The 23,558-nt window shown below is 44.3% G+C and carries 18 protein-coding genes and 1 pseudogene; 5 read left to right on the top strand and 14 right to left on the bottom strand.

Translation table 11 applies throughout. The annotated features are described in order from the left end of the window. The first annotated feature begins 71 nt into the window (after positions 1 to 71). Positions 72 to 917 (top strand): DMT family transporter, encoded by an 846-nt coding sequence (locus tag Xhom_RS47780; protein ID WP_069316927.1) that lies wholly within the window; start codon positions 72 to 74, stop codon positions 915 to 917. A 13-nt stretch (positions 918 to 930) separates the two neighbouring features. Here Xhom_RS47780 and Xhom_RS47775 read toward each other — a convergent pair whose 3' ends face one another. The 3 genes from Xhom_RS47775 to dnaK all read right to left on the bottom strand — a co-directional run bounded on the left by Xhom_RS47775 (position 931) and on the right by dnaK (position 5,235). Continuing rightward, positions 931 to 1,671: a hypothetical protein gene (locus tag Xhom_RS47775; protein WP_069316926.1), complete on the bottom strand. Its 741-nt coding sequence runs from the start codon at positions 1,669 to 1,671 to the stop codon at positions 931 to 933. A 297-nt stretch (positions 1,672 to 1,968) separates the two neighbouring features. Beyond that, complete coding sequence (gene dnaJ / locus Xhom_RS47770) at positions 1,969 to 3,096, bottom strand: molecular chaperone DnaJ (protein ID WP_069316925.1); 1,128 nt, start codon at positions 3,094 to 3,096, stop codon at positions 1,969 to 1,971. 228 nt (positions 3,097 to 3,324) lie between these two features. Further along, entirely contained in the window at positions 3,325 to 5,235 is a 1,911-nt protein-coding gene (gene dnaK / locus Xhom_RS47765) for a molecular chaperone DnaK (protein WP_069316924.1), read from the bottom strand. A gap of 349 nt (positions 5,236 to 5,584) precedes the next feature. Between dnaK and satP the strand changes: the two genes are divergently transcribed. Then, positions 5,585 to 6,157 carry an acetate uptake transporter gene (gene satP, locus Xhom_RS47760; RefSeq protein WP_069316923.1) on the top strand — a complete coding sequence of 191 codons (573 nt, stop codon included), beginning with the start codon at positions 5,585 to 5,587 and terminating at the stop codon, positions 6,155 to 6,157. A gap of 66 nt (positions 6,158 to 6,223) precedes the next feature. On the opposite strand, the gene Xhom_RS47755 is transcribed toward satP, so the two are convergent. From Xhom_RS47755 to Xhom_RS47710, 10 genes are all read right to left on the bottom strand, one after another. Then, positions 6,224 to 7,495: an MFS transporter gene (locus Xhom_RS47755; RefSeq protein WP_069316922.1), complete on the bottom strand. Its 1,272-nt coding sequence runs from the start codon at positions 7,493 to 7,495 to the stop codon at positions 6,224 to 6,226. 351 nt (positions 7,496 to 7,846) lie between these two features. Continuing rightward, positions 7,847 to 8,422, bottom strand: coding sequence for a flavoprotein (locus Xhom_RS47750; protein ID WP_069316921.1), 576 nt, complete (start codon positions 8,420 to 8,422; stop codon positions 7,847 to 7,849). A gap of 50 nt (positions 8,423 to 8,472) precedes the next feature. After that, entirely contained in the window at positions 8,473 to 9,315 is an 843-nt protein-coding gene (locus Xhom_RS47745; protein WP_069316920.1) for a metallophosphoesterase family protein, read from the bottom strand. 57 nt (positions 9,316 to 9,372) lie between these two features. Beyond that, complete coding sequence (locus tag Xhom_RS47740; RefSeq protein ID WP_069316919.1) at positions 9,373 to 9,837, bottom strand: group II truncated hemoglobin; 465 nt, start codon at positions 9,835 to 9,837, stop codon at positions 9,373 to 9,375. 70 nt (positions 9,838 to 9,907) lie between these two features. Next, the gene (locus Xhom_RS47735) at positions 9,908 to 10,777 is read right to left on the bottom strand and encodes a GNAT family N-acetyltransferase (protein WP_069316918.1); all 870 of its coding nucleotides are present in this window, start codon (positions 10,775 to 10,777) and stop codon (positions 9,908 to 9,910) included. Between the two features lie 91 nt (positions 10,778 to 10,868). After that, positions 10,869 to 12,005 carry an acyl-CoA dehydrogenase family protein gene (locus Xhom_RS47730; RefSeq protein ID WP_069316917.1) on the bottom strand — a complete coding sequence of 379 codons (1,137 nt, stop codon included), beginning with the start codon at positions 12,003 to 12,005 and terminating at the stop codon, positions 10,869 to 10,871. 57 nt (positions 12,006 to 12,062) lie between these two features. After that, positions 12,063 to 12,791 (bottom strand): thioesterase II family protein, encoded by a 729-nt coding sequence (locus Xhom_RS47725; protein WP_069316916.1) that lies wholly within the window; start codon positions 12,789 to 12,791, stop codon positions 12,063 to 12,065. Then, complete coding sequence (locus Xhom_RS47720) at positions 12,778 to 14,451, bottom strand: GMC family oxidoreductase (protein ID WP_069316915.1); 1,674 nt, start codon at positions 14,449 to 14,451, stop codon at positions 12,778 to 12,780. The genes Xhom_RS47725 and Xhom_RS47720 overlap by 14 nt, the downstream gene beginning before the upstream one ends. Then, complete coding sequence (locus Xhom_RS47715; protein ID WP_069316914.1) at positions 14,448 to 17,873, bottom strand: non-ribosomal peptide synthetase; 3,426 nt, start codon at positions 17,871 to 17,873, stop codon at positions 14,448 to 14,450. The genes Xhom_RS47720 and Xhom_RS47715 overlap by 4 nt, the downstream gene beginning before the upstream one ends. Before the next feature lie 392 nt (positions 17,874 to 18,265). Then, on the bottom strand, positions 18,266 to 18,763 hold the full coding sequence (locus tag Xhom_RS47710; protein WP_069316913.1) for a DUF2938 domain-containing protein: 498 nt from the start codon (positions 18,761 to 18,763) through the stop codon (positions 18,266 to 18,268). A 184-nt stretch (positions 18,764 to 18,947) separates the two neighbouring features. On the opposite strand from Xhom_RS47710, the gene Xhom_RS47705 reads away from it, so the two are divergent. The 3 genes and pseudogenes from Xhom_RS47705 (at position 18,948) to Xhom_RS47695 (ending at position 22,789) form a co-directional block, all read left to right on the top strand. Next, positions 18,948 to 19,583: an ArsR/SmtB family transcription factor gene (locus tag Xhom_RS47705; protein WP_069316912.1), complete on the top strand. Its 636-nt coding sequence runs from the start codon at positions 18,948 to 18,950 to the stop codon at positions 19,581 to 19,583. Positions 19,584 to 19,946: 363 nt separating this feature from the next. Then, a pseudogene (locus Xhom_RS47700) lies at positions 19,947 to 21,299 on the top strand (PTS transporter subunit EIIC); the annotation flags it as partial. 86 nt (positions 21,300 to 21,385) lie between these two features. After that, complete coding sequence (locus tag Xhom_RS47695; RefSeq protein ID WP_069316910.1) at positions 21,386 to 22,789, top strand: glycoside hydrolase family 1 protein; 1,404 nt, start codon at positions 21,386 to 21,388, stop codon at positions 22,787 to 22,789. 154 nt (positions 22,790 to 22,943) lie between these two features. Here Xhom_RS47695 and mog read toward each other — a convergent pair whose 3' ends face one another. Beyond that, the gene (gene mog / locus Xhom_RS47690; RefSeq protein WP_069316909.1) at positions 22,944 to 23,519 is read right to left on the bottom strand and encodes a molybdopterin adenylyltransferase; all 576 of its coding nucleotides are present in this window, start codon (positions 23,517 to 23,519) and stop codon (positions 22,944 to 22,946) included. Positions 23,520 to 23,558: the final 39 nt, after the last annotated feature.

Raw genomic sequence — 23,558 nt, 5'->3', positions numbered from 1 at the left:
TTGATAAATTATCTTAGATAGTAGATGATGTTTTTATCGCCTGTTATGTTAATAATTAAACAAAATATTTCATGACCACTTTACTTTTCTTGTTTGTTCTCAGCGCTGCTCTGCTGCATGCTAGTTGGAATGCGTTAGTAAAGATTAGCGCTGATCGATTCTTGGGTATTTCTATTATTGTCTTTTTTGCCGGGTTGATTTCAACATCAGGATTATTTTGGGTGGGATTGCCGACACTTGCCTCGTTACCGTGGTTAGCATTATCTGCCATTCTGCATATTGGTTATTGTCTGTTTTTGAGCCGTTCTTATAAGACGGGAGATTTAAGTCAGGTATATCCGATTGCTAGAGGATGTGCACCACTCATCACCGCTTTATTGAGTTGGTTATTTCTGCGAGAAATGTTACCGCCCTTTGCCATACTGGGGGTTGGGTTAATTATTGTGGGGATCATTTTGATTGCGTTTCCGCAAGGGAGAAAATCTCTTCACTTGGATCGCAACACATTGATTGCTGCGATTACAACATCAGTATTTACCGCCTGTTATACCTTGTCTGATGGTGTCGGCTCCCGTGCCAGCGATAATGCTCTGACCTATATTTTGTGGTTGTTTGCTATTAATGGCTGGGTAATGGGCGCGGTTATGTATTTCAAATATTGGGATACAGTTGGAAAAAGTATTCGTCAATACTGGAAGCAGGGTTTGATGGGAGGGCTGATGCAATTATTGAGTTATGGCATTGTTATTTGGACAATGAGTCATGCTCCTATTGTGTTGGTGGCTGCATTACGTGAAACCAGTGTGCTGTTTGCCATGTTATTGTCTGTGTTTATCTTGCGGGAACCATTTAGCAAAATGCGATTATTGGCTTGTGTTGTGATCGTAGCGGGAGTGATTGGAACAAAATTGGGGTAACGAGTTTATCTCGTTACGGATGAGTTATCTTAACCTGACCATCAGGAAATATCATTCCTATACACAACACCTTTTTTTGGCTGAGGGTCACAGCATGATAGTTAGCCTGCCTCATTGGTGATGGAGGGGGGTTCAAATTCTCATGTTGATATACTGATGTTGATTTACCTACCAGATGCCATCTCAGCATTTTAACTTTCCATCTAGTGTTATATTCTTTAGATGAGCACGCTATATTAGCCCAAGGGTCACATACCCAAGCGTTATCAGGTAAGGCACCATATACTTTATTTAATTCGGGCAAGTCCTGAGCTTTTTCAGGAAGCATGACAACAACGAGCCCATGATCATAAGGGTCATTAAATGTGATAATAAATATATAGATAGGCATTTTTGCATTATTTACATTCCGTTTTCCGCTTGTCATAAACCAATTTAAAATATTATTAGCATGATGATTGAGTAAATAGCCAAATACTGCCGCTGATAATTCGCCACAGTTTCCAATTAATACTTTGCCAGCATCTGATTCAGATACGACATATTTATATTTATCAATGATATTCCTTATTCCCCGACAAGTATTTACAAATTCATTATGTATATTTTCCTTTTCTCTGATACGTTGAGGGGTATACATTACTCTCTTATTTTCAGGCAGTCTTTCAATGTTAATATAAGTTTTATTTGTTGTTTTTGCTTGAAAAATATGCCGTGCATGCTTAATCGCATCGTTTAGAATATTTTCAATCATAATCTGCCCCTGTTATCGCTTAGAATTTTATCTGGAATAGACTTGTATAATTAAATTCAACAATTTTATTACTGTTATTGGGCTTGTTTATATAGATAGGATGTTATTTTTAAGGCGTCCAGCAGTGATACTTTCTGCTTTTTTTAAGGAAGTTTCAAGGTTAATCAGATGATAACGTTGCTTTAAACGGCAGAAAATAGAGAGGGAATCAATGAATAAAAAAAGAACCCCCTGATAATCAATAAATTAAATAATAATCAGGAGGCGCTATTATCGAGATCTTACAAAAGCATGAAATTACTTAGTCAGATCATCAAAAAACTTCTTCACACCATCAAGGAAGCTCTTAGAGCGAGGGCTATTGGTTTCACCGCCTTTCCCGCCAAAAGACTCACCTAATTGACGCATCAGCTCTTTTTGCTCTTCATTCAATTTAACCGGTGTTTCTACAACAACACGGCACAGTAAGTCGCCCTGAACGCCGCCACGGACGGATTTAACACCTTTGCCTTTCATGCGGAACAGTTTAGCAGTTTGTGTTTCAGCAGGAATTTTCAGACTGACGCGGCCATCAAGGGTAGGGACTTCAATTTCGCCGCCCAATGCCGCAGTTGCGAAGTTGATTGGCACTTCACAATAGAGGTTGCTGCCGTCGCGTTCGAAGATATGGTGAGCCTTGACTTGAACCTGTACGTACAAATCACCTGCTGGTGCTCCATGTTCACCTGCTTCACCTTCACCACTTAAGCGAATGCGGTCGCCAGTATCAACACCTGCTGGAATTTTGACAGACAGCGTTTTGTATTTTTCAACACGGCCATGTCCATGACATTTACCGCAAGGTTCTTTGATGATTTTTCCGCGACCATGACAATGAGGACAAGGCTGTTGAACCGCGAAGAAACCTTGGCGCATTTGTACTTGCCCGGCACCGTGACAGGTTGAACATGTTTCTGGGCTGGTCCCCGATTTTGCTCCGCTGCCATGGCAGCTATCGCAAGATTCCAATGTCGGAATGCGGATCTCTTTGGTCACACCACGGACAGCTTCTTCCAGTGTTAAATCCATGCTGTAACGCAGATCTGAGCCACGGCTAGCGCGTTGCTGACGGCGGCCACCACCGAAAATATCTCCGAAAACGTCACCAAAGATATCGCTAAAGTCAGCTCCGCCACCGGCACCACCACCCATACCACCTTGTTCGAAGGCTGCGTGACCATATTGATCATAAGCGGCGCGTTTCTGTGAGTCTGTCAGGATCTCATACGCTTCTTTAATTTCTTTGAATTTACTTTCTGATTCTTTATCACCCTGATTACGGTCAGGATGATGTTTCATTGCCAGTCGTTTATAGGCCTTCTTTATCTCTTTTTCATCTGTGGTTTTGGATACACCCAGAACTTCGTAGTAATCTTTTTTTGCCATTGTATTTTTTACCCTTAATACGCACACACGGGCGTAGAGTTACCTCAACGCCCGTGCAATTAACAAGTAACAGGGCGCCCTGTTACTTTGCCCGCTATTCCCTTCATCTTTCAAATTGTTTCTTTGTTGGCTTCGCTCATCCACCCCAGTCACATAGCTATTTATGTTTCTGGGGCTTAGTCGTTTATTGCCGAGATACAACTCGAAATCGATTGGGCTTAAGGGCTATTATTTTTTGTCTTTAACTTCTTCGAATTCAGCGTCTACAACGTCGTCTTCTTTCTTCGCGTTGTCTGTGCCTGCATCAGCAGCACCAGCCTGAGCTTGTTGCTGTGCAATTTCCAGAAGTTTTTTGGAAGCTTCAACCAGAGCCTGAATCTTCGCTTCGATCTCAGCTTTGTCTTCGCCTTTTGATGCTGTTTCCAGTTCAGAAATCGCTTTCTCGATAGCCGCTTTATCATCCGCAGTCAGTTTGTCGCCTGCTTCTTCGACTTGTTTACGAGTACCGTGAATCAGTTGGTCAGCTTGGTTGCGGATCTGAACCAGTTCTTCAAACTTACGGTCAGCTTCTGCGTTTGCTTCTGCGTCACGTACCATCTGTTGGATTTCTTCTTCGTTCAAACCAGAAGATGCTTTGATAGTAATGTGCTGCTCGCGACCAGAGTTCTTGTCTTTCGCAGAAACGTGCAGGATACCGTCAGCATCGATGTCGAAAGTCACTTCGATCTGTGGGGTGCCGCGCATTGCAGGCTGAATACCATCCAGGTTGAATTGACCCAGAGATTTGTTATCGCCTGAACGTTTACGCTCACCCTGCAATACATGGATAGTTACCGCAGACTGGTTGTCTTCTGCTGTAGAGAACACTTGACTATGTTTGGTTGGGATCGTGGTGTTCTTAGTAATCAGGGAGGTCATGACGCCACCCATGGTTTCGATACCCAGAGACAGTGGAGTTACGTCCAGCAGCAGAACGTCTTTTACGTCACCAGACAGTACACCACCCTGAACTGCTGCACCCATAGCAACCGCTTCATCTGGGTTCACGTCTTTACGTGGCTCTTTGCCGAAGAAATCTGCAACCGCTTTCTGTACCATTGGCATACGAATTTGACCACCAACCAGAATCACGTCTTGGATGTCAGATACAGACAGGCCAGCGTCATTCAGGGCTACTTTCAGAGGCTCAATAGTACGTTTAACCAAATCTTCAACCAGAGATTCCAGTTTTGCACGGGTAACTTTAACGTTCATGTGCTTAGGACCGGTCGCATCTGCCGTGATGTATGGCAGGTTAACGTCTGTTTGCTGGGCAGAAGAAAGCTCGATTTTCGCTTTTTCTGCGGCTTCTTTCAGACGCTGCATTGCCAGTGGGTCGTTACGCAGGTCGATGCCTTGTTCTTTTTTGAACTCATCAACCAGATAGTTGATCATACGGCTGTCGAAGTCTTCACCACCCAAGTGGGTATCCCCATTGGTTGCCAGAACTTCATAGGTTTTTTCGCCATCAACTTCGTCAATTTCTATGATAGAGATATCGAAAGTACCGCCACCCAAGTCATAAACTGCGATGGTGCGGTTACCGACTTCTTTATCCAGACCATAAGCCAAAGCTGCTGCGGTTGGTTCGTTAATGATACGCTTAACTTCCAGACCTGCGATACGGCCTGCATCTTTAGTTGCCTGACGTTGCGCATCGTTAAAGTATGCAGGAACGGTGATAACAGCTTCAGTTACTGGCTCACCCAGATAATCTTCTGCTGTTTTCTTCATTTTTTTCAGAACTTCAGCAGAAACCTGAGGTGGTGCCATTTTCTGGCCTTTCACTTCTAACCACGCATCACCGTTATCCGCAGCGATGATTTTGTATGGCATGATAGCTTCGTCACGCTGTACTTCTTCGTCCTGAAAACGACGGCCAATCAAACGCTTGATGGCGAACAGGGTGTTTTGCGGGTTAGTAACAGCCTGACGTTTAGCTGGTTGACCAACCAGAGTTTCACCATCCTGAGTATATGCGATGATAGAAGGAGTGGTACGATCACCTTCGCTGTTTTCAAGCACGCGCGTAGTTGTGCCGTCCATAATTGCTACACAAGAGTTGGTAGTTCCCAAGTCGATACCAATGATTTTACCCATCTAAACGCCTCCACAAAGAATTCATATATTCGGTCAAGTTACTAAGCTATATGAGGACGAATGTTTTATTTTCAATGGCACTGATTGCCAGACATTCCCCATTTTATGTTTCCAGCTCATGCCGAAGTATCGGTAGTAACTGTAGTTGAGACTTAGATGGGGTCATTCATCTCATCATCAAGGGGCAGATTGAAAAAAAATTGAGATTTAATAAAAATTTTTTTCGAAGGCCATTGTGTAGTTGATGTCATCACATTATGATTCGCCGCCTTTTACGTTTTATTGGTGCAGTAAAGCACCATGAGAACTTTTTTACTTTTTGTTTTTATTTGTATTTTCTAGGGGACGTATGCACTCTAATCAGTTGGCGAACCCAGGCCCATTGGGTTTAATGGGTTTTGGAATGACAACCATTTTGTTGAATTTGCACAATGCTGGTTTTTTCCCATTGGCATCGGCCATTTTGAGCATGGGAATTTTTTACGGTGGTTTGGCTCAGGTGCTGGCTGGCATCTTTGAGTACAAAAAAGGCAATACTTTTGCTGCAACCGCATTTACCTCTTACGGTATGTTCTGGTTGAGCCTGATCGGATTGCTGTTCCTGCCAACGATGGGATTGGCTGAAGCAACCAGCCATGAATTCCTCGGCGTTTACCTTGCTCTGTGGGGTATTTTCACCTTGTTTATGTTCTTTGGAACATTGAAAGCCAATCGTGTCCTGCAATTTGTGTTTGGCAGCCTGGTTCTGCTGTTTGCTTTACTGGCTATCGGTAATATCACAGGTAATGCGAGCATTTTGACCTTTGCTGGTTTCGAAGGGATTATCTGCGGCGCGAGTGCTTTCTATCTGGCAATGGCTGAAGTTCTGAATGAACAATATGGCCGTACTGTTCTACCGATTGGTGAAGTGAAGTACGCTTAACTATTCCAAACAGGATGAACTCTTAAGCTCATCCTGTTTTGTTTAAGATCCAAATCTTTTTTATATTCAACCCGTTCTTTTATTCAGATAAAGCCCCAACAAAAGACCTATCGCAGATAAAGCCATAATATAGTAAGCGGGTGCTAGTGGCGTATATTTCATCAGCAGAGTGACGAAGATCGGCGTCAGTCCACCAAAAATGGCATAGGCCATATTATAGGAAAATGAAATACCACTGAACCGTACTTCTGGTGGGTAGCTGTTAACCATGACGAAAGGTGCTGCGCCAATTACGCCAACAGCCAGCCCTACCAGGGCATAAGCGCTAAATAATTTAACCGGTTCATGACTGATATTGTGATAAAAGAACCATGCTGTGGCGGCTAATAGAATACAGCCGATGATCAACACAATACCAGCTCCGCATTTATCACATAGATATCCCACAGATATGCAGCTAATTGCCAATGAGATAATCGCCAGGCTATTTGCTTTCAGGGTCAGTGACTGTTCCAGATGGAAGACCGTCTGCATGTAAGTTGGGGCCATCAAGATAATGACCACGATACCGGCAGAAAGTAACCACGTCAGCAGCATAGAGATAATGGTTGCGCGTTTGTGATTCAAAACCACGGATTTCAGCGGGAGTTCTTCCGCTAATGCTTTACGCTCCTGCATTTCTTTGAAAACAGGGGTTTCATGTAGCCAACGGCGTAGATACATAGCGCAAAGACCGAAAAATCCACCTAAGAAGAATGGCAGACGCCATGCCCAATCAAACACTTCCTGTTTGGTATAAATAGAAGTAATAACGGTTGCCACAAGAGAGCCAAACAAAATACCCATGGTTAGCCCGGCAGTGAGAATGCCGCAGGCAAGGCCGATGCGTTTCTGAGGAACATGTTCCGCCACAAAGACCCATGCGCCGGGTACTTCTCCTCCAATTGCTGCACCTTGCATGATACGCATCAGCAGGAGCAGCAGAGGAGCTACCATACCAATCGCATCATAGGTGGGAAGCATCCCAATGGCCAGAGTTGGAATAGCCATCATCAATATACTGAGCGAAAACATTTTCTTGCGCCCAATCAAATCACCAAAATGCGCCATAACGATCCCGCCTAAGGGACGAGCCAGATAACCGGCAGCAAAAATGCCAAATGTTTGCAGTTGCCTAAGCCATTCAGGGATGTCCGCAGGGAAAAACAGTTCTCCAAGCGTAACGGCAAAAAAGACAAAGATAATAAAATCGTAAAACTCCAGAGCACCACCTAAGGCAGACAAAGACAGAGTTTTATAGTCCTGTTTGTTTAATGTTCTATTTTGATGTTGTGACATAAGTTACCGATTTATAGTTATAAAATTAGGCAATTGTGATTATTTTTAATCGCCCATTAGAGATCGTAATCAGATTAAAATAAAACTTATGCTATATTAAAAGACGTTTATTCTGCAATTTGTTTAATTAAACAAATGTGATGATATGCAATTTAAAGGTGGTCAAAAAGGAAAATTTAATGCTTTAGGTATTGAATAAATTTCAATTAGTAGTCAATAAAACAGAAAATTGAAAGATGGAAAAGCTGAAATTGAAGAAGGGAAGAGTACGCCGCTTATCAGCTAATTAACCGCTTTACTGAGTCAAAAAGGCTGAATGCTCTTCCACATATATCCCTTTTATTTTAGAGGTTACTCTGGCAGATGCTGCCTCAGTAAGGAAATAACCGTTTCAATATCCGGTAATGATGGATGCCCAACCATCCGTTTCAATGATGCATCAAAATTCTCATGCCACATGGGTTCAATAACATGATAGCCATCATCCCGTAATTGATTGATATTACGATGCGTTGCATTTTTCTCCCACATCACGCTTCCCATGACAGGAAAAAACAACACAGGGAATGTAGAAGCCAGAATGACAGTGGTTAAACGGTTGGGGGCGCTGCCATGAGCAACTGCTGCAAGAGTGTTTGCTGTTGCAGGCAAAATGGCCATGAGGTCGTGATCGGCGACAATGCGTGAAGGTTTATCTGTTGGCCAATCTTGCGGGTTTTCGCCACTGATGATTCGATCGGCATAGAGCGCCATCGTTGCAGCGGGTAGAAAGGTGGTGGCACTGTTAGTCATCAATACAGTTAATGTACAGTCAATCGTTGCTTTAATAGCTGAAAGATATCTGGGAAGAAGAGTGATATCTACGGATCCGGTAGTTCCAATTAAAATGCGTGGTTTTATTGGTTGGATGATTTCATCATTTTTCATGGGTAAATTGCCTTTATTATCATTAATATAATTATTATTAATATGGCGTGTTATCGATATTCATTGGCATGTTCCAGTAGCTTATCCAGCTCCAACAAGTAAGAATGCCTGCCATGTTCCTGCCATTCTCGTGGGTATCCCAAAGACACTTCAACATGGACGACATCTTCAATATATTCGACATTGGGGATATGCAGGTGGCCGTATACCACCATACGGACGCCTTTTCTTGATGCCCACCGATGAGTTTTTTCACTGCCACACCAAATGGAAAATTCGGTATTACGTAGAGATTCGAGTGGTTTTCGGATAATGGGGAAATGGCTCATAAGAACGATATCTTCGCCGTCCGGGATTTCGTTCAAGCGCTTTTCGGTATATTGGATACGTTCCCGACACCAATCGATAATATTTTTATGGGGATAGGTTTTCAGAAAAAACTCGTCAGAACTTATGATTCCGCAACGACGGGCGCGTTCTATGGCCTGATCCGCCGTATAGTCAGAAATACCCCTGAATGAATAGTCGTATAACGTGAAAATAGGCGCAATGGTAACGGCTGCGCCATTTCCCATGTGGTAACGACCGAATTTATCTTCAGGGGTGAGGACGTTATGCTGTTGGCAGATATTGACCAGATGTTCATAACGCGGCACGCCGGGCAATTTTAATTGATCTCTTGGTGTGCACCAGAGTTCATGATTACCCGGTGTCCAGATGATCTGAGCAAATCGTTGGGAAAGTGTACTTATGACCCATGTAAAATCTGACTCCTGTTCTGCAATATCGCCAGCCAGCAGAAGCCAATCATCGGGGGTTGATGGTTTGAATGATTCGACTATCGCCCGATTTGCTGCATGGGATACATGTAGGTCACTGACAGCCAACAGCATGATTTCACCTCTAATTACCGAGAAATAAATTTATATATCAATAAATTTAGTGCGGAATTATGGCGTTCCCGGAGGGGCTGCTCCCCAATCCCATTTAGGCACCGTTTCGCGGCGTGAGGGGGTTGCATCAGGCTGAGAATTGGCCTCAGCTCTGCGGGAACCCCATTCGATATAACCTGAGAATGCTGCACGAAACTCCGGATCAGACGGTAAGCCGATCTCATCAGCCGCTAGCATCAGTAATTCAACCCATCTTTTTCTCTGCTCTGGTTGTATACTTCTGCCTCTGTGACGACTCAGCATAACTTTGAAGCCACCCCGCTCATTGGTATAGCGTTCTTCTCCACCAAGTACTTCTTCCAACCACATGGCTACATGGGCGGGGTGGTCGGATTTCATGTTTTTGAACAGGGGAGCGAGGAGTTCATCTTTTTCAACTTTGTCATAAAAGACGGTCATGAGTTTCATCAGAGCCTCACGACCACCCATCCATTCAAATAAAGTCGGCGTTTTATTCGTCATACAATACCTCTCAGTAGGAATACATTAATGATATTGATACTCAGGTTGTGCTTGTTTTTTTGAATACCTATTACCCTAACTCCAAGGACGCGATAGCCTTGACTTTATCCAGCCGTCCTTTTGGTATGTTGTTACCTTTGTACATTCTGAAGGTAAAAAAGAGTTCTCGTAATCCAATCTCATGAGCCAGCAGAAGAAAGTCATTGTTGGTGGTTTCAGGAATATCGGCTGACACTTGTTCCCCTGTGGGTACTTGTGCCAAGGCTGTGAAGGTAAGAGTTTCAACAGCCTCTGCGTTATCGGCGTGGAAAGGGCCTATCCGGTAACCATTTTCAGATTTACGTATCCCAATCATGCCGGTAACTCTGTTTTGGGAGACGGTATAAAAACCATATCGGTTTTTGCCGAAAAACCAGTCTGTTAGCAGTGCCCCACGATGAATACCGGTACATTCAGCGTCATATTGGATCACTTCAGCAATATTGGCAGGGGTAATTGGCAAAGCCCCTAATGGGAGGGGCATTTTCTGTGTGACGGCACCTGACAATCTCAGATTGCGGTAGTAGGGAACGAATCCTCTTTTTTCATATAAATGTGATATATCCCAGTTACCATCACAGCCAATAGTCCGTTGGTCTGCAAAAATCATCGTGGTCTTCCATATTCTTCCGGCACAAATATGATTACGAAACTCAGGTTTTACAATGAAGTTGCCACCATGTGCATAGGTATCTGAATAACGTGCCATTGATATGGAGGATATGGGTTGTTCACCACGATAGGTAATGAAAAAACAATTGGGATCAACATTAAAGAAAGAGTCAGTATCACCTTCTCCCATATCCCAATTCTCGGCGCTAGACCAATTAAGGATGATGTCACTCCATTGAGTGTAATTAACCGATCGGATAGTACATTTTTTACTGTTTCTCTCTTTCATGGCCGATATATCCTTCCAACACATTCTGTAGTTAATGTAGAGGTTCAGATCTCTGTATCCGTCGCACGATCTAATGACCTAGAGTTACAAACTAAAGTCCCATTGATTTACTGATGATTTCTTGCAGCACTTCGCTGGTTCCGCCGTAAATAGTTTGGGCACGGCTATTCAGCCAATTTTTGCCAGCAATGGAATCACGCATATAACCCATTCCTCCGTGCAATTGCAGGCAACGATCTGCCACTTTCATTTGCAACTCGGTTGTCCACCATTTAATACGGGCGGCATCTACCAAACTGAAGAGACCTTGGTTAAAGAGCGCAACAGCATTATCGAGATAGACTCTGGCTATTTTTATTTCGGTATCTAATTGAGCGAGGATAAAGCGGTTATATTGAAAAGAGCCAATGGGTTGGTTGAAAGCTTTTCGTTCTTTCACATATTCCAGCGTGCTCTGCAAAATATGTTCTGCACTGGCAACCGCCACCGCTGAGATGCTCAGGCGTTCACGGGGCATTGCCGACATGAAGTAATAGTTACCGAGGTTTTCACGGCCAATCAGGTTGGTAATGGGAACTTTGCAGTCATGAAAAAAGAGTTCAGCCGTATCGCTGCCATTCCAGCCAATTTTCTTCAACGGCTCTCCTCTGGTGAATCCGGGCATGTCCCGCTCTATCACCAGTAGGCTGATGCCTTGACCCTGCTGCCCTTCTTCCGTTTTGACCGCCACAACGATCAAATCGGCATGGATGCCATTAGTGATGTAAGTTTTACCACCATTGACCAGATAGTAATCGCCCTGCCGCTTGGCAATAGTTTTGATGTCTGCTGTATTGGAGCCGCCACTAGGCTCTGTCACCGCAATGGCTACGACTTGTTTTCCGCTACATAACTCCGGCAGCCACCTTTTTTTCTGTTCCGTATTACAGAGAGCAAAAATGTAGCTGGCGACAACATCATTGTGAGCAACGATCCCCGGTACGGTCACGCCTGCTTTGATGAGTTCTTCGATCAGGATCACCGCGAATCGATAATCGTGTTGATCCAGTCCGCCAAATTCGGGGCTAACACCCATGCCTAATAATCCTGACTGGCCCAATTTTTCCCAAAAAGTGCGTTCAACCAGCCCATTTTCTTCCCATATTTTATGATCAGCTACGATTTCACGCTCAATAAATGCATGGCAAGATTTCCGGTAATTATCGAAGTTATCAATCTCAATACGCATATTCACCCCATATTCGTTGTCAGCTATTTTTTTACTCAGCAATATTGTTTTGCACAGTTATATTGTTTTACTTAGCAATATTGGTTTGATGGCTTCCCAATGTCGGTATACAGCGAAGTGATCCCCTTCAATACGGATGAGCGAAATATCGCGAGACGTGTAATTTTTCCACGCTTTCATCGCTGCTAAACTGACATACCTATCTTGAGTGGCTGAAACCAGCATCAGCGGGTAATCCACTTGTATATCGTCAAGCTGGGGAAATTGGCTGCGTATCAGGTAATCACTGCGCAATTGCCTGATGATCGGTTTTATCAGTGCAGGTTCGTTCAAAATTGCTTCCGGCGTTCCTTGATCTTCTTTGGTTTTCTGAATTAATTGTTCGTCTGTCCATGTATGCCGCTCATCTTCCTGTTGAAGATGGGGGGGAACAGAACTGGACACCACGCCAAATAGAGGAGAAATGCCATATTTTTTCACTAACATCTGTCCTACCGCAATACTCAGTACGCCGCCAAAACTGTGGCCGAAGGTGACCAGTTCCGTGATCCCCTGAGTGTGTTTCTGCTGGAAATCTGTCCAGATATCAGATGCCAGCCGATTAACCAGTAAATCCAGATCGTGGATTTCGGGCTGTTTTGCCAGATAACCGCGTCCGGGGATCGCGACAGGCTGTAGAATTGCAGCCTTGGTTGTTGTCAGGTCATTCAACCAAGGACGATAAATCGCCGTTGTTGCTCCCGCATGTGGAAAGGCATAAATAACCCGTTTGTTACTCGTGTCCATTTGCCCTCCGTTCGCCGGTGGTTTCTCTCTCCATCAAAAAAGTTTCTCTTTCCATCAGAAAACTGACTATGCGTTCGGCGGTCATAATAGTTGTCAGATTGGTTGGCATGGAGGGAATGGTGGGAAACAGGGAAGCATCAGCGACGGTCACACCTGTGATTCCGTGCACTTGTCCATCTTCTTGTGTGGCACTGTCAGGATCACTAACGTGGCCCATTCTGAGCGTTCCAGAAGCATGCCAACCCGGATTGACAAGGTTCGTGATTGCACTGTTCATGATTTCGTCGTTATAAATCATGGAGTGAGACCAAAATTGAATACCGTCAAGGAAGCCTGCCACTTCTGGATGGCGCAAAACCTCCCAGACCTTGCGTACACCACCTATAAGACGAGCGATATCCGCTGAGCTACGGGTTAATGGCAGGTCAATGTGAGGCAGTATTGTCGGGTCAGCGGCGCTGATAAAAACCCGCCCTTGTGCTTGTGGGCGCATTAACATCACGGAAGCCCCAACTAACATTGGATAAGCAACACGATCTTTAAATCCCGGCACGGTGTCACTGGCAACATTGTTCAGCAAGCCAATTTGTACATCGACTTTTTCGTCATAGCCGCTGCTGATGCGGGCAGCAATTTGTCGCCAAGGCAGGCCGGTTGTGCAGACTCCTGCTTTGGGGAGTGCCCATAGCACGACTGAAGCATGATCGGTTAAATTTCTGCCCACTGCGGGGACTTCAGCAACAATGGGAATGCCTAATGCGTTTAGATGCTCGGGATCACCGACACCGGAACGCTGTAACAATGCAGCCGAACCGATCGCACCAGCGCAGAGAACAATTTGTTTTGCCTGATAAACCGACTCTTTTCCTGCCTGAATGACTTTGACGCCAGAGGCTACTGTGCCGTTAAAGAAGATCTGTGCGACCAATGCATCAGTGATAATGTGCAGGTTTTTCCTATTTAAAACTGACTCTAGGTATGAACGGTAAACATCCACTCTTTCCGCACCATTGATGACATTAGCAGGCACAGGCCCTACAGCGGGATGTTCGCCGACATTAAGATCATCAACATAAGGAACGCCAAGTTGTTCGCAGGCATGGGCAAAAGCCATATCGAGAGGATGAATCTCGCCATCCGGTGGTCTGCGCAGGCACATTGGCCCTTGTGAACCGTGGCTATCATCATTGACACGATCGACATCACTCTCCAGATGCTTAAACCACGGTAAAACCTGTTCCCAAGACCATTTGGGGCAACCCATGCTGGCCCATTTATCGAAATCGCTCGGAAACCCCCTCAAAGCAATGGCACCATTGACTGCGGAGGAACCGCCTAACACTTTGCCTACCCGATAATTGAAAGGTTTGCGCCCTTTATGCTTACGAGACGGCTGCGCATTATTTTGCGGGTGAGCGGGAGAATGAATGAGGTCGGCGAAGCTGTCTTCACTGCGCACATTGGCCTCATAATCCCAGTTATATCCTTCCAGTACGAGTCTTGATGCGTCCCTGAGCGGGCTAACGGGGTTGTGGACATCGGATGCGGGGCCAGCTTCGATGAGCAATATCGATTTCATGCCATTCTGCGATAGGCGTGATGCAGCCACGCATCCCGCCGAACCCCCGCCTACCACGATATAATCGTATCTCTTACTCATAGGTTGTTCACCGCTTGGGATTGCAGAAGTGTCTCGATAATTCGGGAAAAGGACTGAATATTGGAATTCATGAATAGCCCTTCGATGATGTCTTGTTCGCCAATTGGCGTAATCTTAAATTCTTGTCGCAATGCGCTGAGTAAGCCAACAGCATGCAGTGAGTCACCGCCAATATCGAAAAAGCCATCAGTAACATCAAAATCATCATGCTGAAGTTGTACTTGCCAGAGTTGCAGGATTTTCGCTTCAATATCATTAGCAGGTGCAACGACGGCATCGGTATGTTCTTCTGTATCAGGCCAAGGGAGTGGCAGTGCCTTGCGGTCAATCTTCCCGTTACTGGTTAACGGCATATGGGGTAGCAAAACGTAATAACTGGGCACCATATAAGAAGGCAGGGTTTTTCGGGCAGTCTCCCTCAGTTGTTCCTGAAAATGAAGAGGATCGTCCAAGGTTTCAGCAGTACCCGGAACAATATAAGAGACGATATGCCGTTGCCCGGTTTTGGCATGAATAGGCGCATCAATAACGACGTGACTGGCATTGTCGTGATTCAGGAGACAGGCTTCAATTTCGCCTAATTCGATGCGATATCCATTGATTTTGACCTGATTATCTTCACGTCCCAGAATTTCTATCAAGCCGCCTGCAATATAGCGTCCCAGATCGCCTGTTCGATACAATCGTTCACCAGTGATGGGGTGAGTCATAAAACGCAGGGCAGTTTTTTCGGCATCACCTAAATAACCTTGAGTCACACCATCTCCACCAATATAGAGTTCTCCTGTCACCCATTTGGGGCAGGGGAGCAGCCAATTGTTCAGAACGTGGAAGGTTTGGTTTGCTAATGGCTTGCCATAAGGAATGCTCTTCCAGTTTTTATCTATTTCTTGGATGGGATAGTGTATCGACCAGATAGAACCTTCGGTGGCTCCGCCAAGACTAATGATCGCAACATGGGGCAAATTCTCCCGAATACGTTCTGGCAGATCGACGGGTATCCAGTCGCCACTCATGAGAATTAACCTTAATTTTGTCTCAGAGAGCGCGGAGCCATTTCTGTCTACCAGCACCTTAACCGGGGCTGGCACACTGTCCCAGATAGTAATTTGGTGTTTAATAAGCAGTTCCAGCCAGACTTTTGGGTCATTGGCGGTTTCAGGCATTGAAAAGACGATTTTTCCTCCTACACCCAATAACCCGAAATAGTCATAAACAGACAAATCAAATCCGGCAGGTGCGACAGACAATACCGTGTCTTTTTCCGTTACATGGAATTTGTGATTAATATCTAGCACGGTATTTGCTGCATTGCGGTGGGAAGCCATGACACCTTTTGGCTCTCCTGTTGAACCGGAAGTAAAGATGATATATGCCAGATCATCCAATCCCTGTACTGACATCATGGAAGCCCAATGTAGAGAATCGATGTGTTTAGGACATTCATCCAAATTGATCCGGAAAAAATTTGCTAACTCATCGTGTTTAAAAACTGTGCTGGCAGTGACGATCCCTTTGGCTGAACAGCGATTAAGCAAACTCATTCGACGTTCGACTGGGAGTAGAGGGTCGATTGCCACATAGGCAGCACCTGACATAAGAATGCCCAATAATCCGATCACCAATTCCGGGCTTTGTGGCAGAGATACAGCGACAATATCATTGGGATGAATTAGGACGGAGGTTCGTAGTTGCTGTGCTATTGCACAGGCTCTGCTGACCATCTCTGCATAGGTAATCTGTTTTTCGCCCTGAACAAGCGCAATGGTATTGGGGAATTTTTCTGCGGCCTGTAAAACCATTTCATGCAGCAGTTTGAGATCAAATTCGGTATCCGTGGCATTGGCTGCTGCTCGCTCCATCAGGTCTGAAGCGGGCAACTTCACCAATGATGCGTTTTTATCCCATACGAAATCATTTTCCGCACACGTTGTTATCAGCGCCAGATACGCATCCAACATGGCTTCCACCATACCGTCAGGGAATAGCTCACTGACTGTATTCCAGTTAATTTGGACAAGATCATCAACACGAACAATCTGATTCTCTAACCATACTTGTGGGGTCTGATTGCTGCTATAAATTTGGGTCGCTTCAGTCCAACCAATATCTGTCACTACATCATCCAAATTGGCCGTCAGGGTATTGCTAAATACGACGGGAGCGGCGGCGGCTCGGTTGCCATTACTTAGGTTGCCATGACCCCGGCGGGTCAGCTCTCTCAGAACCTGCACACCATTGTAGGAGCAATGCCAGCGATTCATCATCAAATCAGTCTGGATCTGTGTTAAACGATCATTGAGGCTTTCATTCCCGGTTCCCCGTATGCCCAATAACATAGGATGCAGGAAATTGCCGACGACATTTTCGATGCCATCAAAATAGGGACGTCGCCCAAATTGAGTGATCGTCAGTGTAAAATTTTGGCGTTTCGACCATTGACGAAGGACTTCTGCATACATGCCGAGAAGCACCGTTTCCAGTGTTAACTTGCGTGATTCCGCTTTTTGCCTGAGAGCCAGTAATGTCTCGGCAGCGATTTTTCGGCTGTAACGTTTGGACACCGGGGGAGAAATCAGCTCAGGAACATTTTTCAATGGTAGCTCTGGTGATTGCGGTAAAGTATCTAGCTGTTGTTCCCAATAGGCCTTATCACGCAGTCCCTGAGGCTGTCCCTGTAGATAACGCTCCGATTTGATATAAGTGCGAAAGCCATGAGTATGAAGACCTATGTTGGCAGGTAACATCGGCAACTCATGACCTTGATAAATCAGCCACCAGTCTCGTAATATCAAATGGACACTATGAAGATCGACAAACATCAAGTCGAAATAAATATGCAGGCGGGTAATATCATCATTAATTATTGTTGCCCGTATATCGAATGTCGGTGTTTTATCAACGGGCAATAATTGAGTTTCCATTTCCTGACGAAGTGTTGCCAGTTTTATCTCTTTTTCTGATGTTGACCATGTTCTGCCATCTTGAATAGAAATGGTGTAGTTCAATGGCGCGGATAAAATCCGTTGCTGTCCGTCCAAAGACAAACTAGCCCGTAACATTGGGTGATATTCAATGAGCTTGTTCAATGCGTCATTTAATACTTTGAGATTTAATGCATTAATATCCCACTCGGTATACAGGCAACTGGTTAGCCCCCCCAATTCCAATCCGGGATTACGCCCGATCAAATAAGCATATTGAATATCCGTTAATGGAAAATCTTCTGCCTCTGGGATCTCTGTTTGGGGAGTTATTGGGATGGGAGCATCCAATGGTAATACATTCCTAAGCATTCCATGAATCTGTTGTGTCAGTTGAGAAAGTACCATTTCTGTATTTTTATTTTCTAGTTCATATCGTTCAGGAGAAACAGAAAAATGTAATCCAGATTCTTGCAATGCCTTGAGAAAATGTTGCATACATTATCTCCTACCTTTGACTGAGAAGTTGCGGTTTTTCTATGTGATATTGTATTTGGTTGTTTGTGATTATTTTTTATATTAGAAATAACACATCACCGAAAATATATATCTAGATTGATTGGTTGGACATTGAGTTTTATTTGCTGTCATTTTTTTACACAATATAAACACTTTTATAACTAATGGTTATACCTAATAACGATATTGAATTAATAATAATTATTATATAATTTTTATTACGCATTAATTAATAAGGAATTTAATAAAAAGTATTTTATTGATGGTGTTTTTATTCATGATTTGTTTTTAATAAGGAATGAAAAATATAACGGTGGGTATTCTCCGTCGATAAATAACGTAAATTTATCGACGGTTATTTGAGAATAAAATTAAGGAAATAATGTTAATAATAGCGCGGTTAAATACAGCCCAACACCGTAAGAGGTATGTGCCATCAGGCTTCTTAATCTAGCTGTGGTCGGTGCCGGGGTTTTGGAGGCAGCAATGCCCATTCCCATGCCGGGTTGCATAATGAAATAAGGTGCCACTAATGTCACGATACCTATCACTAAGGCGGGTAGAAAAGTGGGATTTTCTGCCCAATCAGGCCCCATAATTGATAACAGCAGTCCCGCGAAAATGATGCCAATTAAATAGTGGGCAAACCAGCCAATTCCGCTTTCACCTTTTACGGGGGTAGCCTGTAGAATGCTTGTATGGATAAGTTTCCCTTTTGGAATATGCCCAATCCAGCGCCCTACCATGCTATAGTTCAATGAGGGGATGCCGAAACAGCGTTTAATGAAAACCGCCCAAATATCCATAACAACCGTGGCTCCAGCACCAATCAATACAGAACGAACAATAAACTCCAATCCTTCATTCATTTGTTGCTATCCTCCGAATTTTGCCTATCTACATTTGTCTATCTACAACGGTTAATTCCCGTTAGTTACTTAGAGCCTTCTGGGGGAGACTCTTAGCTGGTGGCACTCGAAATGCCTAAAAAACTCTGATACTATCATAGTCAATAAATTTATTGAATGTAATAATATTGGAAACTGGCTATCAATGTTTGATAAACAAATTCTTGTCGAGATCGCGGAAATTGCTAAGGTGCTGGGAAATGCTCACCGGTTGACATTGCTTGAATGTTTAGCGGATGCCGAGCAATCCGTGGAGTGCCTGTCGGAACTGTCTGGCCTCTCTATCGCTAATACTTCTCAACACCTCCAGCATCTCAAGCGAGCAGGGTTACTTCAATCCCGCAAGTCAGGCAAGAATGTGCTTTATCGTCGGGGTGAAGGCCCTGTTATGGAAGTTATATCTGTACTTCAGAAATATGCCAAATTTAACCGTACAGAAATGCGTAGGCTGATCGACGATACGAACAATCAGGAGGCCATTTCATGGGAAGAGCTGCTGGACAGGCTCAAAGACAAAAGTATGACCTTGCTTGATGTCAGGCCAAAAGATGAGTTTGAACAAGGTCATTTGCCCAATGCCATTAATATTCCGGTCGATGAACTGGAAAGCAGGCTAGATGAATTGGCTGCCTATCAGGATCTTATTGCTTATTGCCGTGGCCCTTATTGCGTACTTTCTGCTAATGCCCTTGCATTACTGCGTGCTAAAGGTATTCAGGCTCGTCGGTTTAAAAAAGGTTTCTCAGGTTGGAAAGAGGCGGGAATGCGTATTGAGGAATAAAGTGATTATTCCAATGGATTTCAAAATGCGGTGCTTATGTCTTGGGAACGAATCCCCAGAAGCATAGCTAGCTATGTGACTGGGGTGAGTGAACGTAGCCAACAAAGCTGAAATTTGAAAGACGACAGGTATATTTGGTAATAATCACAAGGCAGGAGCGATCACTATCACACTTCTATCACCCTCAGTTTGAGGTATCTCTGGAAGCCACTAAAATTATAAAGTAGATTGTTACTTCTTAGGCAGACAAAACCTGATCAACTAGTTCATTATGCTAGAGGTCAGGTTTTTTTTCATCGAAAGAAACCTTATGGCTTTTGCTCCATCAGCAATGATGAAAATGATGAAAATGAGAGAAATGGCATGAAATACCAGACACTGGCTCAAGAAATCATTGTGGAAGTTGGCGGTAAAGAGAATATCGTCAGCCTCGTCCACTGCGCAACTCGGCTACGTTTTAAACTGAAAAATTGTACGCTTGCCAATATTGATAATCTGAAAGCCCATCCGAATATCATTACAGTTATCAAGAGTGGTGGACAGTTTCAGGTTGTGATTGGCAATGATGTCAGAGAAGTATATCAAGCTATTCAGCAGGTATTTTCTCCGCCCGATGAAACGGGGAACTCAGACAACCGACAAGAAAGTCTCTTTAATCGTTTTATTGATATTATTTCCGGCATTTTCACCCCCTTTCTCGGCGTTATGGCCGCATCTGGTATTTTGAAAGGATTACTTTCGGTTGCTGTTGTATTTAACTGGATGTCGTCTGACAGTGGGACTTATCATATCTGGTATGCCGCCAGTGACTCTCTATTTTACTTTTTCCCTCTATTACTCGGCTATACGGCGGGTAAAAAATTCGGGGGTAATCCCTTTATCAGCATGGGGATCGGCGGGGCACTGGTTCACCCCCTGATTATCTCGGCTTTTCAGGCATCCGCAGCAGGCGGTACGGCAGAATATTTTATGGGAATGCCCCTCGTGTTCCTGAATTACAGCTCTTCGGTGATACCGATTATTTTTGCTTCTTGGGTCAGTTGCAAGATTGAGAAAAAATTAGATACCTATCTTCCCTCCGCCATCAAAATGTTTGTCACTCCCTTGGTTTGCCTGATGCTTATCGTTCCTCTGGTATTTTTGGTTATTGGGCCGGCCGCAACTTGGTTAAGTCAGTTATTGGCACAGGGTTACCAAGCGATCTATGGATTTGCACCCGCGCTGGCTGGTGCAGTCATGGGAGCTATCTGGCAGGTTTGTGTCATTTTTGGTCTGCATTGGGGATTAGTTCCTGTGATGATCAATAATTTAACGGTTCTTGGTCATGATACGTTGGTGCCTTTGCTACTCGCGCCAGTGATGGGACAAACAGGGGCTGCGTTGGGGGTATTTCTTCGAACACATGATGTCAAATTGAAAATGTTGTCTGGCTCTGCGGTTACCTCAGGTATTTTTGGTATTACAGAACCCGCGGTTTATGGTGTGACTTTGCCTTATCGACGTCCTTTTATTTTTGGCTGTATCGCTGGAGCAATCGGTAGTGCTGTGATTGGTTATTATCAAAGCGCTGTCTACTCAATGGGGCTGGTTAGTATTTTTACCTTCACCCAGATTATCCCACCAACAGGAATCAATAATACGGTGTGGGGAGCAATTATGGGTACAGCTCTGGCTTTTACTATTGCCATGGTTTTGACTTGGTTATTTGGCCTACCCAAGGAGAAGCTCTCTCGCCAGTAACTGGGCACATTACTTCGCTGTATCCATTATTATTTGCTAAGTGTTCATAAGAGGAGATCCGAATGAAACAGTTCCCAACGCATTTTCTTTGGGGAGGCGCAGTTGCTGCCAATCAGGTGGAAGGGGCCTATTTAACTGATGGAAAAGGCCTTTCTACCTCCGATGTTCAGCCGCAAGGCATTTTTGGTTCTATTATTGAGCGTGATGCGTCAAATGCTATGCAGTACCTTAAAGATACCGCCATCGATTTCTATCATCGTTATCCCGAAGATATCGCATTGTTTGCAGAAATGGGTTTTAAATGTTTGCGTACATCCATTGCATGGAGCCGAATTTTCCCGCATGGCGATGATGCTCAGCCTAATGAAGCAGGGCTGGCATTTTATGACAAGCTATTCGATGAAATGGCTAAATACGGTATTAAACCATTGATTACTTTATCTCACTATGAGATGCCGTGGGCATTGGTTAACCAATACGGTGGCTGGGGAAACCGCAAGATAATCGATTTTTTTGAGCGGTATGCGCGCACGATTTTCACTCGTTACCAAAAGAAAGTGAAATTGTGGCTGACATTTAATGAAATCAATATGTCTCTGCATGAACCATTGACGGGAGTCGGGCTTTCCAGAAACAGCACTCAATCGGAAATTTATCAAGCGATTCACCATCAATTGGTTGCCAGCGCCCGAGTGGTGAAATTATGTCGTGAGATCATTCCTGATGCTCAGATTGGTAATATGTTGCTCGGTGGTTTGATGTATCCATTGACGTGTAAACCGGAAGATGTGCTGGTGACTCTCCAGCAAAATCAGAAATGGCTGTTTTTTGGTGATGTACAGTGTCGTGGTGCTTATCCCGGTTATATGCTGCGTTATTTCCGCGAACATGGGATTGATGTCACTATCACAGAACAAGATCGACAAGAACTGCAAAACACCGTCGATTTTATCTCATTCAGTTATTACATGAGCGGCTGTACAACCGGAGATGAAACGGAGTATCAGAAACAAAGGGGTAATATCCTGAACATGATCCCTAACCCTTACTTAGCTAGTTCAGAATGGGGCTGGCAAATTGACCCTGTTGGTTTACGCACATTACTCAATTTATTATGGGATCGTTATCAGAAGCCACTGTTCATTGTTGAAAATGGGCTGGGAGCGAAAGATACCGTCGAAACTGATGGCAGTATTCAAGATGATTACCGTATCCATTATCTCAACGACCACCTTGTACAAGTGCGTGAAGCAATTGAAGATGGTGTCAACGTGATGGGATATACCAGTTGGGGACCGATTGATCTTGTCAGTGCCTCAAAAGCTGAAATCTCCAAGCGTTACGGTTATATCTATGTTGACCAAAATGAACAGGGAACAGGTTCACTGGAACGACGTCGTAAGAAGAGTTTTTATTGGTATAAGCAGGTGATTGAAAGCAATGGACAGAGCCTGAGCGAGAAATAAAAAGTGTGATGATCATTTTATGATGGCTTAATGAGTTGATGTCTCGCTCTTATAGGCCCTCAAAGGGATCCTGATATCCTGTCAGGATCTCTGGTTTTCATATGATGATTAATTACAAATGGTCATTATTAGGGGATGTTATTTATTACCCTCATTAACGACGGGCACTTTTAGGCCTGAACGTTGCCACAACGGTTTCATTTGTTTCTACATATGGGCCATCCAACAATTGGATGCAATAAGGAACACTGGCAAAAATACCTGCTACTAGCACTTTGCCACTGTCATCTTTTAGCCCTTCCAGCGTTTCTGCGATGGCTTTCGGTTGGCCTGGTAGGTTGAGAATCAAGGCTTGATTTCGGATCACGCCCACCTGACGGGATAAGATTGCTGTCGGCACAAATTGCAGGCTGATTTGGCGCATTTGTTCACCAAATCCGGGCATTTCACGGTCGGCAATCGCCAATGTTGCATCAGGAGTCACATCGCGACGAGCAGGCCCGGTTCCTCCTGTTGTCAGTACCAAATGGCAGCCTAGTTCATCGACTAATTCACACAACGTTTGTTCTATCAGGATTTGTTCATCGGGGATCAGGCGAGTTTCTATGTCAAAAGGTGTGGTAATCGCTTTCTCCAGCCATGTTTCCAATGCAGGGAGGCCCTTATCCTGATAGACACCGTTTGAGGCACGATCAGAAACCGATAGAAGGCCAATACGCAATACATTCATATAAACCTCAATTAGCAGCCAAGAAAGAGGCTATTTGAA

The sequence above is a fragment of the Xenorhabdus hominickii genome (genome assembly GCF_002632725.1).
In the GTDB taxonomy this organism is placed as follows: Bacteria; Pseudomonadota; Gammaproteobacteria; order Enterobacterales; family Enterobacteriaceae; genus Xenorhabdus; species Xenorhabdus hominickii.
Note: the sequence above shows the minus strand (reverse complement) of the source record. Positions and strands in the feature narration are given on the sequence as shown.